A 15724-nucleotide genomic window follows, 5' to 3' on the forward strand; every position below is an offset into this window, starting at 1 on the left:
AAAGAATATTTGGGGTAATTTGGTAGCTAATGGTTGAAATAGGAGGCTGAATGACGTTTTGTGTCAGGTTTTTGTATCTCTGAAGATTAACAAATTTAATTATGGGGGGAATGACTTTGTTACGCATAGCCGTATGTGATGACGAGAAAAAGGAACACGAGTTGCTAAAGGAATATCTCCCAAGACTTATGAAAAGCACGGCTTACTCTTTCGAGATTCAATATTTTACCTGTGGTGAGGAATTGCTTCACTATTATAATCAACAGAGTAGTTATCCTTTTCATATACTTCTAATGGATATTGAACTGAGAGGATTAAATGGAATCGAGGTTGCAAAAAAAATCCGTGCACTTCCGGATCGAGAGGTTCAAATTATTTTTTTGACTAACTATCCGCAGTACGTAATGAACAGCTTTGATGTGCAACCCTTCCATTATTTGATTAAACCGGTAGACTATGAGTATTTTGAGGCAAAGATAATAAAGCTATGTAACTATATCATTTCTTCTGTAAATAGGTTTCTAATGATTAAAACTGAAGATGGACATATCGTGATCAAAAATTCTGACGTTATTGCGATTGTTAAAATCAAACATTCCTTGGCTAAAAACCGGCTAAAGATCATTACCTCAATGCAGCATTACATAATTTCAGGTACAATTTCAGAATATATAAGTAAACTAAACCGTCCGTTTATGCTTATTCATCGTTCCGTTATTGTTAATCTGGAACATGTCCATAAGTTTACAGCTACTTCCGTAATCATGCACAATCAAGAGCAGTTTCCTATTGGCCGTACTCAGGCAAAAGAGGTTAAAGAAGCCTACGCCTATTATATGATTGCACAATTCAAAGAACGAGGATGACGACTCTTTATCTATCAATGGTAATCATGATGTTGCTTATTCTGCTAATCAGAGAAACCATCCTTTTATTCGGTAAAATTAATGAAAATGCCAAACTGACTAAAGAAAATCTGCAATTACATAAACAAATGGATTATCAACACAACAGCTATGAAAAAACCGCACATTCCCTTACAAGCATCAAACAAGTTATCCATGATACGAACAAGCAATTGGTATATGTCCGGACTTGTATTCAGAAGAATGAGATTCAGGAATCTATCCATCATATTAATTCAATGCTCGGTCAAATTCATCAGCCTTCTCTAAAACTATCAACAGGTAATTTGGTAATTGATTCTTTAATTGGTAACGCGCTAAATATTGCTTGTGAACACAAAATTGCTATGAATTATGATATTCATATACACGCCGAAGCTATTGATATTGATCGGTTTGACTTATGTACCGTGATCGGGAACGTGCTGGATAATGCTCTAAACGCCGCTGCAAGAGTTCCCAAAAAAGAAGATAGATTTATTCTGCTGCTAATTTTCACTACTGATACTTCATTGTTTATCCAAGTCACCAACTCACGGAACGATTCTAGCACTATAGTACAGCATAATTTTAAAGAGAATCCCGCTTTTCACGGATTCGGCTTAACAAATATTCAAAGTGTCACCGAAAAATACGGAGGTCATCTGGTTACTAACGCTGAAAATAATGAATTCGAAACTATCATTGTACTGCCTTTTCTAAACATACTTTCAGCAGATACGCCAATCCTGACCGAATTAGAAAGGCAGTGAATAAACTATTTCCCTAGCAAGCTACAGCGACCGCTCCCCAAACATCAGATTGAAGGAGAGCAGGCCCGCCGCAAGCTTTACGAAGTAATCTCAAACAATCTCGCTGTTTTTCCTGGTGGGAGCGCCACCGTCAAAACCCCTGCCGATTTATCCCAATTCCAGGTTGAGCTATGCTGCTGAGGATAGGCACAGGTGATCGCTGGTTCAAGTCCCTTCAGTTCTTCTATCGGCAATTGGACATTCGCAGCTTCTCCGGCAATCCGCCATACCGCGACATACCGTCGTTCGCCGCGCCGCAGGCCAAGGCTGACCCATTCGCCCTCACTGTCCGGCAGGCCGAGTGGCCAGAAAGGTGTGGCGTGTGGGATATCACTGCGAATGGTTTTGTAATAATCCAGCGCTTCTTTAACTAGACTTCTGCGGTGGGGTTCAAGCTCCGCCAAATGACCGCTCTGGTGTACACGAAGCAACAGCGCATTAACCATATTGAAGATGACTTCCTCATCGTCCCCCTCGCGCAGCGGATAAGACCAAACTGCGGACTGCTCCGGTGTCAGCGCTGCCGGAGAACCTGCGGCAATGGCCGCATACTGTACATAATCCTCCTGGTCGCTAGTAGACTGGATGCTGTGTCGGCTGAGCATCGCATAATCCATGCGCATTCCCCCGCTGGAACAGTTCTCGATTACAAGCTTCGGATAACGAACAAAGATGCTGTCCAACCAAGCCAGATAAGCGCGGTTATGCTGTAGCAGCCCATCTCCGAAGCTGTCCGCATCCGTTTCTGTCCCAATGCCTGCATTGATGTTGTAATCCATTTTAATGTATCCTACACCGTACTGCTCAACCAGACGCGCAATAACACCGTTTGCATGATCAATGACTTTCGGGTTGCGGTAATCTAGCTGATAGCGGCTACGGTCCTTAACCCTTTTACCATGCCGCATGAAAAACCAGCTGTCATCAGTCTCCGCAAGCTTCGGGCTGTTGATGCCCATAACCTCCAGCTCAAGCCATAGTCCGGGAATCATCCCTTTACTGCGGATATAGTCGAGCACATATTTAATCCCTTCCGGAAACCGTTCGCTGGAAGGCTCCCACTGGCCTACGCCATCCCACCACTCTCCGGGTGCATACCAGCCAGCATCAATACAGAAATATTCACAACCTACTTCTGCGGCAGCATCAATTAAAGGCAGTAGCTTCTCAGTCGTTGGGCTTCCCCATAGGCAATTCATATAGTCATTAAAAATAATCCGCAGCAGCTCATTATCCTCATTAGGTCTGCGGATCATCCGGCGATATACCGTAAGCTGTTCTGCCGCGCCCTGAAATCCTCCCCGCACTGCACCTACAGCTGCTGGTACTGAAGTAAACTCTTCACCGGGAGCTAGCTTCAGCCACCAATGGTTGTCATGTTCTGTAGGTCCGCTGACCAGCAGTGTAAGCTGATCGTATTGATCCGTCAGCTCCCAATGCCAGGAGCCGTTATGCTCAATCTGCCAGAACAGGCTTGTCCCGCTCTCCTTATTATGCAAAACCGCCATCGGCAGAAGTTCCGATGCTGACCAAGAGCCTGTATTGCTTGCGGCAATTCGTTTGGAGCCACGGTCTGCCAAATGATACATTCCGAGCTCAGGCAGGCGGTAGGTCCGCCACTGAAGTTCACTCTGCCATCCGCTGTGAGCAAGGGATACTTCAATCTTATCATTGCGCTCCCCGCCCCCCTCTTTGTCTACACCTGTAAGAGCAAAGGAGGAGATGTATTCCACTGCCACCTCAGCTTCTCCAGCATTCTTTAGCACTGTCCAGCTTCGAACGATTTGCACACCCTTGTAGAACTGAAAATGCTGCACTGCCTGGATTCCCGAAATCGGATCAGCCAAGCTAAACTCCAGTTTACGTCCGAGCGCATTCACTTTATCGCTGTGCCCCGCATATACCATCCGAAGACCCGGATAGGATGCTCGGTGTGTGCGCCCGTGATATTCGGCGCGGTCTTCGCCCGATAATTGCAGCTCCAGCAGCCGGAAGCCTTGCTTGTTCTTATCCGCTATGGCTGCTTCCAAAGGTGCCGCTCCAAAATGCAACAGCCGAACATCCTGATCTTCCGTAACTTCAATCGTAAGATATAGTCCATTTTCAATGATTTCAATCATTTTGCTATTCACAATAATGTACCTCCTGACTTTGTCTCAGTATCTTCTTATGATTATATAACATGTAAAAAAGGGACGGTTCTCCAGTAAGTGAATCTTACCTTGGAGCCCGCCCCTGATCTGAACCTAATTATTCTGCCGATCCGAATTGAATCCAAGCTTTTTGAATTTCATCGATGGCTTGATCCTTAGTTTTGCTGCCGCCGATGTAAGCCTGCATGAGCTCACCAAACTTTTGGTGGAAGGTATCCAGAGAGTAGTTCACGGACAGGTCGCCGGATTTCTCTGTTTTGAGGATTTCTTCCATTTCTTTTGGCATTTGCAGGTCAGGCATTGGAGCATCCTTAATTGGAGGAATAACCTTAGCTACTGTAGAGAACCAGTTCTTACCGTATTCAGAAGTATACAGCCAGTTGAAGAATTCAATAGTCTCACCAGCTACAGCAGAATCCTTATTGATACGCAGGGCTTGATCCGCACCAGTAATAATCTGGGACTGTTCAGCCTTGTCGCTGACTGGGTAACCCATAATACCCAGGTCGAAGTCCGGTGTAATTTTCTTAATGGCTTCTTCATCCCATGCGCCTTTACCCGTCATGAACGCTGTTTTGCCGGATGCAAAGTCGCTGACTTCAGCATTGCTGTCCCGTTCAAGCGGTTTGTCTGTGCCATGTTTAACAGTGGTATCAACGAAGCTGAAGAAGTTATTGTACAGCACCGGGTGATCCTTGATCGTGGTTTTTCCGGCAATAAAATCATTTACTAGTGTCTTAGCATCCGTACCTGCATCTTGGGCTGCCGCATCTACGAAGTGTTGGAAGATATGTTTCCATACCCACCACTCTTTATAGGCGTTGGCAAAAGGAGTAATGCCTTTAGCTTCAAGCTTAGTAATCGCATCGTCCATTTGGGCTGTTGTCTTAGGAACTTCTGTAATCCCAGCATCAGCCAACAGTTTCTTATTGTACATCAGGACGAATAGATTTCCTTTTACCGGAAGACCGAGCACTTTACCGTCCGAAGAACTCATGTTAGAACGCACTGCATCGGTCATCGCCGCAGCCAGTGGCTCATTAGTTAGGTCAGCACTATACTCCGCAAAGGTATCAATATCTCCGCCCGCTGTGGTCTGGAATACGTCAGGTGTACTTCCCGCAGCAATCTTCGATTTGAGCACCGTATTGTAGTCAGCCTGCATAATCTCCAGATTAATCGTCACATTCGGTTTAACTTTCTTGTACTCGGCAATATAAGCGTTAAAAGCATCAGTGTACTCGGGTGATGCGGTGAACATATTAATCGTGACCGGCTTGCCAGAATCTGTGGCAGGAGTATTCCCTGTTCCGCTATTGTTAGCGGCATTGTTGTTTCCGCCGCAGCCCGCCAGTAATCCGCCGACGAGCAGCAGACTCGCAGATAAAGCCATAAATCTTTTTAACATGATGTTGCCCCCTTTTCCTCATGCATCTAGTGGTCTTGAGACAATTCTAAAGAAAAAGAAAAAGGATAAGAATGTACATAAGTGAACTTATTAGGGTAAAAAAGTGTGTTCATGTAACCGCTTCACTCCTCCCCGTTCAATAGCAGAACCCGATATTCAGAAGGTGAACAGTCATAATAATTCCGGAACGCCTTGCTGAAATAATTTTTGTCCTTGTACCCCAACATCTCGGAAATGTCTTGGATTTTCAAGTCGGGGGTGGATAGCAGCTCCTTTGCCTTGTCCATTCTTACCTTTTGTACATACTCATGTATGCCATAACCATATTGCCCTTTAAAAAGTTTCATCAAGTATTCTCTGCTCAGGAAATATTTATCCGTGAACATCGATATTTTAATATTCTCAAAATAGTGATTATCAATGTATGCTTTAATATTTTCCAGTACGCTGGGGCGATTGCCAGCAAGGCTTTTGCTGATTTCATTGCCATAGCAATCTAGAATTCCGCTCAGCACCCGCTCAAATTCGCCAAAGGAAGCAAAATCGCTCCCGATGCCTAGCCCACGCAATCCTTTATCTTTACCGCCGCGAATACGTTCGGGGATCGCATCCAGCTCCGTGGCAATATCGTTCAGCAAAATAATAAACTCCTCTATCTGCCGGTCAGCCTCGCCCAGATTAAAACGTCCGGAAGCCTCCCATTTCTTCGTGAATTCGCTTAAAATACTTTTGGCATGATTGATATTCCCGCTCTCCAGTGCGTTGCGAATCAAGGGCATACGCCCTGTCAAGGAAGGATTATCTTTCCCCTGGGAAGTATCGTTGCTGCTATTTGTGACAATTGCTCCCTTCAGCTTCAGAAGGTCAATCCCGTCGAGAGAGGCTTTGGCAGTCTCATAGGATTGAGCAAGCGCCATGATGTCACCATAGGGCTGTCCGATTCCTCCGGCAACAACAATTCCGAATAGCTCTTTCAGCGTCGAGACTAACTTCTTCATATGATGTAAAGAGCGGAAAGTTGCGTCCTTCTCATAGCCGCCTTTCATCGTGAAGATGGCGATAAACTCGCGTTCTCCCTTATGGCTGGCGAAGCTGAAAGCCTGAAAATGCTCATCGCTATTCTCATTAATCACATTTGTGACGGCAAAATGCAGCAAATCCCGGTCCTCATGGAAGCGATTACGACGCACTTGTTCCAAATTGAGCACCCGCAGTACACCCGCAGCAAAATAATTCCCAGCTGTATCGGCGCCGATCAACGGCAGAAAAGCCTCGTTGGACTGATTTTTGAAGCTGCGCTCAATGATCGACAGATAGATTTTCTCCTTTAGCTTCGGCAGAGACATGTTGAGCGTAATGTTCCTGTTGATGAACTCACTTTCTTTCTTGCGTTTGGCCTCCAGCACATCTATAGCTTTACGCAAGGCCGCATTCAAATCCACCCGGTTGACCGGCTTCAGCAAATAATCAACTACCTTAGAGCGGATAGCCTGGCGGGTATATTCAAAATCATTGTAGCCGCTGATTACAATCGTCAGCAGTTCCGGGAACTCCTTCTCCACGATCTGCAGCAGCTCACTTCCGTTCAGCTCCGGCATCTTCATGTCGACCAATACGAGATCGATCTTTTGCTCACGCAGCATGGCTAGGCCCATACTTCCATCCGTAGCCTCCAGTACCTGATCGACACCTAGTCCTTTCCAGTCTCCCAGGATGTTGATCGCCTCACGCAACGGTTCCTCATCATCTATAATCAGTACTTTATACATGGTTAATCCCTCCCCGCGGTAACCGCATGTCCATCTTTGTTCCGCCAGCATCACTGGTAATGGCCAAACCCGCAGCCTCACCATACAAAAGCTTCAGCCGCGTGTTCAAATTTTTCAGTCCGATGCTTTCCGTGTCACTTTCTGCAGCGTTTTCTCCGCCCTGATCCTCCCACTGGATTTGAAGAGAATTTCTCACTTGCTCCAGCCGCTCCCCGCTAAACCCCGGTCCATCATCCGTCACTGAAATAACAGTATGGCTAGGCGTCACATGCGCTTCAATGGTAATTGTGATCGTTGTGGATACTTTTTCCAGCGCATGCTTGATGCAGTTTTCTACCAAGGTCTGAATGGACAGCTTCGGAATTTCCAGCTCCAGCAAAGGGTCTTCCCACTGGTAGGCCACCTGCATTCTGTTTCCGAAACGGGCCTTCTGCAGCGCTAAATAACGTTCAATATGCTTTAATTCCTCTCTGGCATGGACCACATCTTTACCGCTAATGCAGTATCTTAGCGTCATAGCAAGATTATCGACCATATCGACAATATCATCATTGTTGTTTTTCAGCGCCTTGGTGGAAATGGCTTGCAGGGCATTATATAAGAAATGCGGATTGATCTCAGCTTCCAGTGCTTTGAGTACAGCATTTTTCTCGACAATTTTCATTTTGTACCGTTCATTGATCAGCTCATTCGTCTTTTCCACCATCTTATTGAAGTGGCGAGACAGATAAGCAATTTCATCCTTTCCTTCAACCTGTGCTTCAGCGTCAAAGCTGCCTGTACTGAACCGCTTCATCTGCAGCGACAGATTCTTTAGCGGGCTCGTTATTTTGTTCGAAATAAAGCTGACCAAGATGACCGAAACGATTAAAAATAACAGTCCTATGAAATAGTTCAATTTGCGTGTTGTCGTGGCCGCTTCATAAATTTCTTTGTAGGGAATCGGCTTAATCAGCTTCCAGCCTTCTTTTTTGCTGATGTCATAAATCACTAGATACTTCTCTTCTTTATCCGACCACGTCACGCGTCCTCCTGAGGCTGGTGTCAGCTCCTTAAGCAGTCCCTCTTGTTCGCTCTGTTGATAAAACCCGGGGTCATCCACCACAAAAGGTTCATTATCGGGACTGACGTACATTAGGTGCTGCCCTTTACTGAAGGGAATATCCTTCATAATCTCGTCCGTAACCGAGGAGTTGAAATAAAGGGAGAGCACCGCCTGCGGTTCCCTGGAGACTATGGAGCGCAGCAATCGATGGTAGCCCATGAAGCTTTTATCCTTATTTATAGGGTAGTCGGAGCTATTGATCATCGAGGATTGGTTTTTTACAAAAGACTGGTAAGAACGGTTAAACGGGCTGGCCAGCGCTTTTTTATACCAGGAAAGATTCTCAATCGACGGATGCTCGGCGACCCGCACGGTAATATTGTAGTTCTCTTTGGTGACATAATAATACTTGTGCTCCTTGATCACATACAGGTAGATAGCTTCCAGATCATTGCGGGAGAAGTACAGGTTCTTCAAGTAGTCCTCCACATACATCTTCGAGGCATAATCCTCCGATTCATGCAAAATCGCATAGGCGATCTCGTCATACGATATTTGCGGCAGGGATAATTGCTCGATGCCGTCCAAATAACTCTCCAGATTCCGGCCGACAAGCAACAGATTGTTGCTCGTACTGGCGATGCTGTTATCCACCGATTCTTTTCGCAGCATGCCGTATGAAATGAATGTCAGTGAGGTCACCACCAAAATAATGATTATTGTAAACAGCAAAATAAGCTTGTTCGCCAACCTGCGTGAGACAAGCTCCAGCACGGGTTCAAACCGCTTTATGATCCACTTTTTAATAATGACCGGCAACCTCCTCCACGATTTACAGGCTTAATTATAAATATTTCAGTTCACCTTTTTACCCCTAACTGTACTCTTAAATCCATTTTTGAGTATAGGGTACTGCTCTATAATACACAATATAGACTAACCGGAATGGTTATGTGTGGCAAGCCTAGTCGATATTACCACCCAACAAATCAAGAAGAGGTGCATCCATGTTAAAATCACTCGGCAAAAGATGGCGCGAGAAAACAGAATTCGGATTATTCACTCTCCCAGTCCTCATCTGTATCGCTGTAGCATTCTACATTCCGTTTGCCATGACTATCCGCTATTCGATGACCAAATGGAACGGAATTTCGAAACACCCTAAGTTTGTCGGACTTGATAATTTCAAACAAATCTTTATGGGCGACACCAACTTCGCCAATTCAGCCTGGTTCACCATAAAGTATGCGATTCTGTACATTGTTCTCGTTAACGTGCTGGCCATTCTGCTCGCACTGGTTCTGGACATGAAGCTGAAGAGCACCCCTTGGCTGAGAGCCGCTTTCTTTATTCCTTATATCCTCAGTCTTGTCATTGTCGGTTTTATCTGGAAATTTATCTTTATGCAAGGTTTCAACTCACTCGGAGAAAGTACAGGCTGGTCCATATTTGGTCTAAGCTGGCTAGGGACGCCGGGACTTGCTTTCGTCTCCATACTGGCCGTCTCCATCTGGCAGTCGATTGGTTTTTATCTGGTCATTTATATTGCCGGTCTGCAATCTGTACCTGAGGATCTCAAAGAAGCAGCCACAGTTGACGGCGCTGGTCCCATGAGAAAATTCTTCAGTATTACACTGCCACTGCTCGCTCCATCCATTACGATTTCTGTGTTCATGGCACTGACCAATTCGATCAAGGTGTTCGATGTCATCCTGTCATTAACCGGGGGCGGACCTGGCGGAACTACCTACAGTATCGCTTACGATATCTACCGGGATACCTTCCAGAACAATCTGTATGGATACGGTACAGCGAAAGCGCTTATCCTGTTCCTAGCCGTCTTGGTGGTAACCATTCTCCAGTTAGCATTCTTCAAACGAAGAGAGGTTGAGGCATAATGAATACAAACCGCAAAGCAGGACGAATCATTCTAGAGGTTGTTATGGTCATCCTCTCTCTTCTATTTCTATATCCGCTATTTCTGACGATTATCAACTCGTTAAAAAGCTTTAGCGAAGTCATGACGGATGTCATCGCCCTGCCGAAACATCTGGTCTTCGGCAACTATTCCTACGTGTGGAAGTTTATCAACTATCCGAAGCTGTTCCTGAACAACTTTGTCATTACCGGTGTAGGTCTTCTGGGTATTGTGTTCATTTCATCCATAGCAGCCTACAAGCTGGCACGGACGAAATCCAGACTGAGCGGGGTGATTTATTTCCTCTGCATTATGCCGATGCTGATTCCGTTCCAATCGATCATGCTGACCGTTCTGCAAACGGCTAAGACTTTAAATCTCTCTGAGAGTACTTGGGGACTTGGGTTGTTATATTGGGGTTTCGGTGCTCCACTCGCCGTGTTTATCTACCATGGATTCGTCAAGGGTATTCCGGTTGAAATTGATGAGAGTGCCACGATTGATGGAGCATCCGGCTTCCGCCTGTTCTTCAGTGTCATCTTCCCACTCCTGAAATCAGTCACAACAACCATTGTCATTATCGACGTAATGTGGATCTGGAATGACTTCCTGCTCCCGCTGCTCATGGTCAACGGCTCCCCAGATACCAAAACGCTGACACTGGCTGCCTACACCTTCGTGGGCCAATATACCTCAGATTGGCAATATGCGATGACAGCTATGGTCATGGCGGTGCTGCCATCGATCGTGGTATTCATCTTCTTGCAAAAGTATATCGTTAAGGGTGTTGTTGCGGGGGCGGTGAAGGGCTGATTATCTGATTCCCAACCTTAGCTTCTGCATAAAAAGGGGGAGATCCATATGGATCTCCCCCTTTTTGCAAACGTTCCAATACTCTACATACTGCTGCAGTCAGCTTTTGATGCAGACGCTCCAATACTCTACATACTGCTGCAGTCTGCTTTTGATGCAGACATTCCAATACTTTGCATACTGCTGCGGTCAGCTTTTGATGCAGACGTTCCAATACTAACTAGTAGTTTAACTGTATTTTGTACAACTATAATTCTGCAACTCGCTCGGCCGATGGATATAGCTGTATTTCGTGCAACTATTCTGTTGATTTATTGCCCTCTAGGTCGATTCTCTAGTTTTTAGTTGTATAGAATACACTTAAAAGCAGTATGGTCCGTTTTACATATAAAATAGGTGTATAGAATACAGTTATTTCACAAACACAACGGTGATACTTTATAGGCACTCCATACGGACTCCATTGGTACTCCATTGGTACTCCATTGGTACTCCATTGGTACTCTCTGCATACTGCTACAGTCAGCTTTTGATGCAGACGCTCCAATACTCTACATACTGCTGCAGTCTGCTTTTGATGCAGACGTTCCAATACTCTACATACTGCTGCGGTCAGCTTTTGATGCAGACATTCCAATACTAACTAGTAGTTTAACTGTATTTTGTACAACTATAATTCTGCAACTCGCTCGGCCGATGGATATAGCTGTATTTCGTGCAACTATTTTGTTGATTTATTGCCCTCTAGGTCGATTCTCTAGTTTTTAGTTGTATAGAATACACTTAAAAGCAAAATGGTCCGTTTTACATATAAAATAGGTGTATAGAATACAGTTATTTCACAAACACAACGGTGATACTTTATAGGCACTCCATTGGTACTCCATACGCCACATCATACGTACATCATACGTACTTCATCCCACCCCATACATACTCCATACGTACTTCATGCCACCCCATACGGACTCCACAGTTACTTCATAAGTACTCCACACATTTCGTATTCTAACGAGATCGAGCGCGATCCGTGAATAGCTAATCAGAGTTTGTATTTATTAAAGCTCTTTCTCCGTGACCCTGCCGTTAGCATCTATGTTGGCATTAAAAGATAGGGTGTTCAGGAGCTTAATCGTTTTCCTATTGTAGGAATCATCCATAAAATTGGGCTGTCCGCCAATGATTTTGACAGGGGTAATCTTGCTGGTCATCTTGGAGTCCTTAATCTCAACGTTCAATAGCATAGAATTAAGTGTTTTTTCCCCACCACGTGTGGAGCGATTAAACACAAAATTCCCAAGTGAATAATAAATGGGCTTGTGCTTATAGTATTCGATGCCCATAAGGCAGTGACTGTGTGCGCCAAGGATTAAATCCGCCCCGCTATCAATCATCTGTTTAGCTAGTGTGCGAGCGTACTTTTCAGGGAAATCCTTAAACTCTTCATTCCAGTGAATATATACGATCGTGAAATCATTCTCCTTGGACATCTTCTGAATGGCGCTAAGCATAGGCTGCGAGGTGTAAGCTGAAGCGGCTCCCGGTTTGTTTTTGCCGGCATACCATGAAGGATTTGAAAGCACACGGCTAACACCAAGGATGGCGATCTTTTTCCCTTTTACCGTCTTAGTATAAGGCTTGAACGCTTCGTCTTCATCTTTGCCAGCACCTGTATGGCCAATCTTGTTTCGATCCAAATGGATCAGCGTGTCGAGCATAGCGTCTTTTCCATAATCCAAAATATGATTATTCGCCAAGGACACTCCATCAATCCCTGCATAGGTTAAGCCGCCCAACGTTGCTGGTTTGGATCTGAAGGCAAAGGTTTTCTCTGCCGCTTTCCCTCGGATAGACACAGGCGTCTCCAGATTGGCGAAGGCGATGTCAGCCTTTTGCAGAGTAGGTGCGACCTTTAAAAACGGAAAGTTCACCCCATATTTAGCAATCTGATCGCCAACAAAACCGTCCAAAAGGATATCACCCGCAAAAGCAAGCTTTATAGGATCTGAAGATAGTGAAGCTGCACTGGAAGCAGATGTCACAGGAACTATTAGTGATAACATAAGTGTAATGAGTGCTATTCTACGCAAAATCTTCGATCCTAATCTCAAAAAATACAGCCTCCTCTCATCTTTTGTTAGCTATGATCCTAGCATACTGGAAAGAGGTTACTAAATTAAGAGTAGAAAGACCTGTTATTCCTTTGCTTTTTTCAGAACGGCTCTAAAACAATTTAATCCACCCCATGCATCCGTATGCACAGCATCCGCAGGCAATTCAAAATCTGTCTCCCCCCAATACTGAAATCCAGTTTGCAGCAACAGGTCATTCATAAGACTCAGATTTACCGTTGGATAATCAAATGTCAATACCAATAATCCTTCTTCGTTCAACGTCCGGTGAAATTCCCGTAAAGTACCGACCGTATCCTCAAAGCTCAAATGCTCCAATACCGATATGCAAAAAACAGTGTCAAAGCTCTCATCCTCATAAGGCAGATCCGTCAGATTAGCTTGAGCGAAATGCAGGTTGTTTGTTCTTCTAGCGATAACCTGCTTCGCCGCTTTTTCCCCAATCTCATTCTCAATACATTCTTGGATAGCTTTTGGGTAAATAACCCTACTGTCCATATCGCAGGCATAGACCTCTGCACAAACCCCTGCCAAATAAAACTTTAAGGGATGAGGAATCCCACAGGCTGCATCCAGCACAACACCATGCGGAGAAATAAAGTTAATACACCACTCATATTCAAAGGGACGGCTCCACCATGATTCCGGCAGATCATAAATTAACTTCTCACGACGTGCATCTGAATTTACGAAAAAACGCGAGACAAAGGGATGGGTTGGCATGGCCAGGACTCCTTTTTCAACGGAATTTTAGGTAGTGAGAGTATATTCATGATTTGCTGATTCATTCCATAACCTTACATTGAACGAGACAAACCTAAAAAAACGGCTGCTCCCTTAGGAACAGACCGTCTTTAAATATAACTGTATAAACCTTATGCGTAGAATGAGAGAGGTTTGGCCTCAATTCCATGTCTCTCGATCAACTTATCAAGTAACGCAGACCATTCTGCATCGACCGTACATTGCTCAGGATGAGCCTCGAACCAAGCAACCGACTGCTTGATCCCTTCGGAGAAAGGCACAGTAGCCTGGAAGTCAGGCACGAAACGTTTGATTTTGCTATTATCAAAAACACTGCTTACCGCTTGATCACCGACCAAACCATCCGCTGTCCCTGGAGGGGAAAAGGCTGTGATAAAGTCTGTGGAGATATGCACCACTTTAGGTTCCACACCTGCCGCTTGTCCGATGGCCGCGTAAATCTGATTCCAATTTAATACCTCGTCGGAAGTTATATGAATGGCCTCGCCTATCGCTTCCGGATGTCCAAGCAATCCAACGAAACCTTTGGCAAAATCCGAATTATGTGTCAGTGTCCACAAAGAGGTTCCATCTCCATGTATGACTAAAGGTAAGCCACGGCGGATACGATCGATCAGTGACCAAGGATGCTGGCCACTCGTGAGTGCCGCAGGGATGGCTGTATTTCCATAGGTATGGGAAGGACGAACAATCGTAACCGGGAATCCGTTCGCCTTGTAAGCTTCCATCAACAGCTGCTCACACGCAATTTTATTCCTCGAGTACTCCCAATAAGGATTCTCCAGCGGTGTCTCTTCTGTGATTACATAATTACGCTGCGGTTTCTGATAAGCAGAGGCTGAGCTGATAAAAATGTACTGCTTCGTTTTACCTGTGAACAGGTCAATGTCTGCCTGCACATGTTCCGGTGTAAAAGCAATCCAGTCTACCACTACATCAAATTCGTAATCTCGTAATACTAATGCGGCTTCTGCCGGATTACGAATGTCTCCTTTAATTACTTTTGCACCTTCTGGAACGAATTCATCCCGCTGTCCTCTGTTGAACAAATACAGCTCGATTCCTTGATCTACAGCCAACGGGGATACAGCCTGACTAATTAATCCCGTACCTCCGATAAATAAGACCTTCATTTTGCACGCTCCTTATAGTGAATCCGCTCGTTATTTACTGGTTAACAAAATTTCGCCATACGTGCTTCGGCTGCCAATTTAGCAGCTTTTTGGCCTTCTCATTACTGAGTAGCGACTCGTGACCCTCCAGTGGCTGGCGGAAATCCGTCACCTCTGGATAACGTGCGGCCATTAGCTCTCTGCTAGGAACAGCCATGCTGGTCTCATCTGCACATATATTAAGAGCAACCGCTCCCAATCCATCCGTTTCGATTGCCAATTGGCAAGCTGTTGCTACATCCCGTGTATCTATATAACTCCATAGAATCCGATCGCGCTGCGCTGGATCATGAATGAAGGAAGGGAAACGTTCATACGCCGATGGATCAATAACATTTCCGATTCGTAGGGAAACGACCTGTATACCCTTTCTGCGATAGAACATCTCAGCGGTTTGCTCATTCACAACCTTAGACAGACCGTAGCTGTCTTCAGGTAACTGTGGATGCTCCTCATCCATAGGCACATACTTCGGCCCCAAAGGATTAACCGCAAAACAGATTCCGTAAGAGGATTCACTGGAAGCAATCACTGCTTTCCGAATCCCGAGACCCGCTGCAGCCTCCAAAATGTTATAGGTAGATACTACATTATTTTGAAAGGTGACCTCACTCGTCTTTATATTTGCAGCTGGGATCGCAGCCAAATGTACAACTGCATCAGCGCCTGCAAGCACACCATATACTTCACCCAAATTATTCAAATCAGCAATCATCGTTGGGCACAAAGAATCTGCGGATTTTTGCGTATCTACATTCACAACCTCATACCCTTGCTCTACAAAATGCCGGACCACCCATCTGCCCAACATCCCACTACCGCCTGTAACAACTACTTTCGCCATGAGTGTGTC

12 protein-coding genes are annotated in these 15724 nt (G+C 45.1%); 4 read left to right on the plus strand and 8 right to left on the minus strand.

What is annotated here, in order from left to right; translation table 11 throughout:
- Nucleotides 1–116 precede the first annotated feature (116 nt).
- Together MHH63_RS19140 and MHH63_RS19145 are read left to right on the plus strand one after the other, a co-directional pair.
- Complete coding sequence (locus tag MHH63_RS19140) at nt 117–866, plus strand: LytR/AlgR family response regulator transcription factor (RefSeq protein WP_076184252.1); 750 nt, start codon at nt 117–119, stop codon at nt 864–866.
- A 17-nt stretch (nt 867–883) separates the two neighbouring features.
- Entirely contained in the window at nt 884–1657 is a 774-nt protein-coding gene (locus MHH63_RS19145) for a sensor histidine kinase (RefSeq protein ID WP_076184251.1), read from the plus strand.
- Between the two features lie 77 nt (nt 1658–1734).
- On the opposite strand, the gene MHH63_RS19150 is transcribed toward MHH63_RS19145, so the two are convergent.
- The 4 genes from MHH63_RS19150 to MHH63_RS19165 all read right to left on the minus strand — a co-directional run bounded on the left by MHH63_RS19150 (nt 1735) and on the right by MHH63_RS19165 (nt 8881).
- A complete protein-coding gene (locus MHH63_RS19150) occupies nt 1735–3816 on the minus strand; it encodes a glycoside hydrolase family 36 protein (protein WP_341172013.1) in 2082 nt (693 codons plus the stop codon).
- Nucleotides 3817–3946: 130 nt separating this feature from the next.
- Entirely contained in the window at nt 3947–5257 is a 1311-nt protein-coding gene (locus MHH63_RS19155) for an ABC transporter substrate-binding protein (RefSeq protein WP_076179646.1), read from the minus strand.
- Between the two features lie 122 nt (nt 5258–5379).
- Entirely contained in the window at nt 5380–7026 is a 1647-nt protein-coding gene (locus tag MHH63_RS19160) for a response regulator (protein ID WP_341171958.1), read from the minus strand.
- Nucleotides 7019–8881 carry a sensor histidine kinase gene (locus MHH63_RS19165; protein ID WP_341172014.1) on the minus strand — a complete coding sequence of 621 codons (1863 nt, stop codon included), beginning with the start codon at nt 8879–8881 and terminating at the stop codon, nt 7019–7021. Before MHH63_RS19165 ends, MHH63_RS19160 begins: the two co-directional genes overlap by 8 nt.
- Before the next feature lie 197 nt (nt 8882–9078).
- On the opposite strand from MHH63_RS19165, the gene MHH63_RS19170 reads away from it, so the two are divergent.
- Together MHH63_RS19170 and MHH63_RS19175 are read left to right on the plus strand one after the other, a co-directional pair.
- Complete coding sequence (locus MHH63_RS19170; protein ID WP_036684044.1) at nt 9079–9969, plus strand: carbohydrate ABC transporter permease; 891 nt, start codon at nt 9079–9081, stop codon at nt 9967–9969.
- The gene (locus MHH63_RS19175) at nt 9969–10802 is read left to right on the plus strand and encodes a carbohydrate ABC transporter permease (protein WP_036684045.1); all 834 of its coding nucleotides are present in this window, start codon (nt 9969–9971) and stop codon (nt 10800–10802) included. The genes MHH63_RS19170 and MHH63_RS19175 overlap by 1 nt, the downstream gene beginning before the upstream one ends.
- A 1058-nt stretch (nt 10803–11860) precedes the next feature.
- Here MHH63_RS19175 and MHH63_RS19180 read toward each other — a convergent pair.
- The 4 genes from MHH63_RS19180 to MHH63_RS19195 all read right to left on the minus strand — a co-directional run bounded on the left by MHH63_RS19180 (nt 11861) and on the right by MHH63_RS19195 (nt 15715).
- Complete coding sequence (locus tag MHH63_RS19180) at nt 11861–12865, minus strand: CapA family protein (RefSeq protein ID WP_445321771.1); 1005 nt, start codon at nt 12863–12865, stop codon at nt 11861–11863.
- 132 nt (nt 12866–12997) lie between these two features.
- Complete coding sequence (locus MHH63_RS19185; protein WP_076124835.1) at nt 12998–13657, minus strand: class I SAM-dependent methyltransferase; 660 nt, start codon at nt 13655–13657, stop codon at nt 12998–13000.
- A 152-nt stretch (nt 13658–13809) separates the two neighbouring features.
- Entirely contained in the window at nt 13810–14832 is a 1023-nt protein-coding gene (locus tag MHH63_RS19190) for an SDR family oxidoreductase (RefSeq protein WP_339172700.1), read from the minus strand.
- 34 nt (nt 14833–14866) lie between these two features.
- Nucleotides 14867–15715, minus strand: coding sequence for an NAD-dependent epimerase/dehydratase family protein (locus tag MHH63_RS19195; RefSeq protein ID WP_339172697.1), 849 nt, complete (start codon nt 15713–15715; stop codon nt 14867–14869).
- Nucleotides 15716–15724 lie beyond the last annotated feature (9 nt).

The sequence above is a fragment of the Paenibacillus sp. FSL H3-0310 genome (assembly GCF_038002785.1).
Taxonomy (GTDB): Bacteria; Bacillota; Bacilli; order Paenibacillales; family Paenibacillaceae; genus Paenibacillus_AQ; species Paenibacillus_AQ odorifer.

Coding starts and splice junctions, on each gene's coding strand:
- MHH63_RS19145 (WP_076184251.1), top strand. CDS start 884: ATGGTAATCATGATGTTGCTTATTCTGCTAATCAGAGAAACCATCCTT.
- MHH63_RS19150 (WP_341172013.1), bottom strand. CDS start 3,816: ATGATTGAAATCATTGAAAATGGACTATATCTTACGATTGAAGTTACG.
- MHH63_RS19155 (WP_076179646.1), bottom strand. CDS start 5,257: ATGTTAAAAAGATTTATGGCTTTATCTGCGAGTCTGCTGCTCGTCGGC.
- MHH63_RS19160 (WP_341171958.1), bottom strand. CDS start 7,026: ATGTATAAAGTACTGATTATAGATGATGAGGAACCGTTGCGTGAGGCG.
- MHH63_RS19170 (WP_036684044.1), top strand. CDS start 9,079: ATGTTAAAATCACTCGGCAAAAGATGGCGCGAGAAAACAGAATTCGGA.
- MHH63_RS19175 (WP_036684045.1), top strand. CDS start 9,969: ATGAATACAAACCGCAAAGCAGGACGAATCATTCTAGAGGTTGTTATG.
- MHH63_RS19180 (WP_445321771.1), bottom strand. CDS start 12,865: ATGTTATCACTAATAGTTCCTGTGACATCTGCTTCCAGTGCAGCTTCA.
- MHH63_RS19185 (WP_076124835.1), bottom strand. CDS start 13,657: ATGCCAACCCATCCCTTTGTCTCGCGTTTTTTCGTAAATTCAGATGCA.
- MHH63_RS19190 (WP_339172700.1), bottom strand. CDS start 14,832: ATGAAGGTCTTATTTATCGGAGGTACGGGATTAATTAGTCAGGCTGTA.
- MHH63_RS19195 (WP_339172697.1), bottom strand. CDS start 15,715: ATGGCGAAAGTAGTTGTTACAGGCGGTAGTGGGATGTTGGGCAGATGG.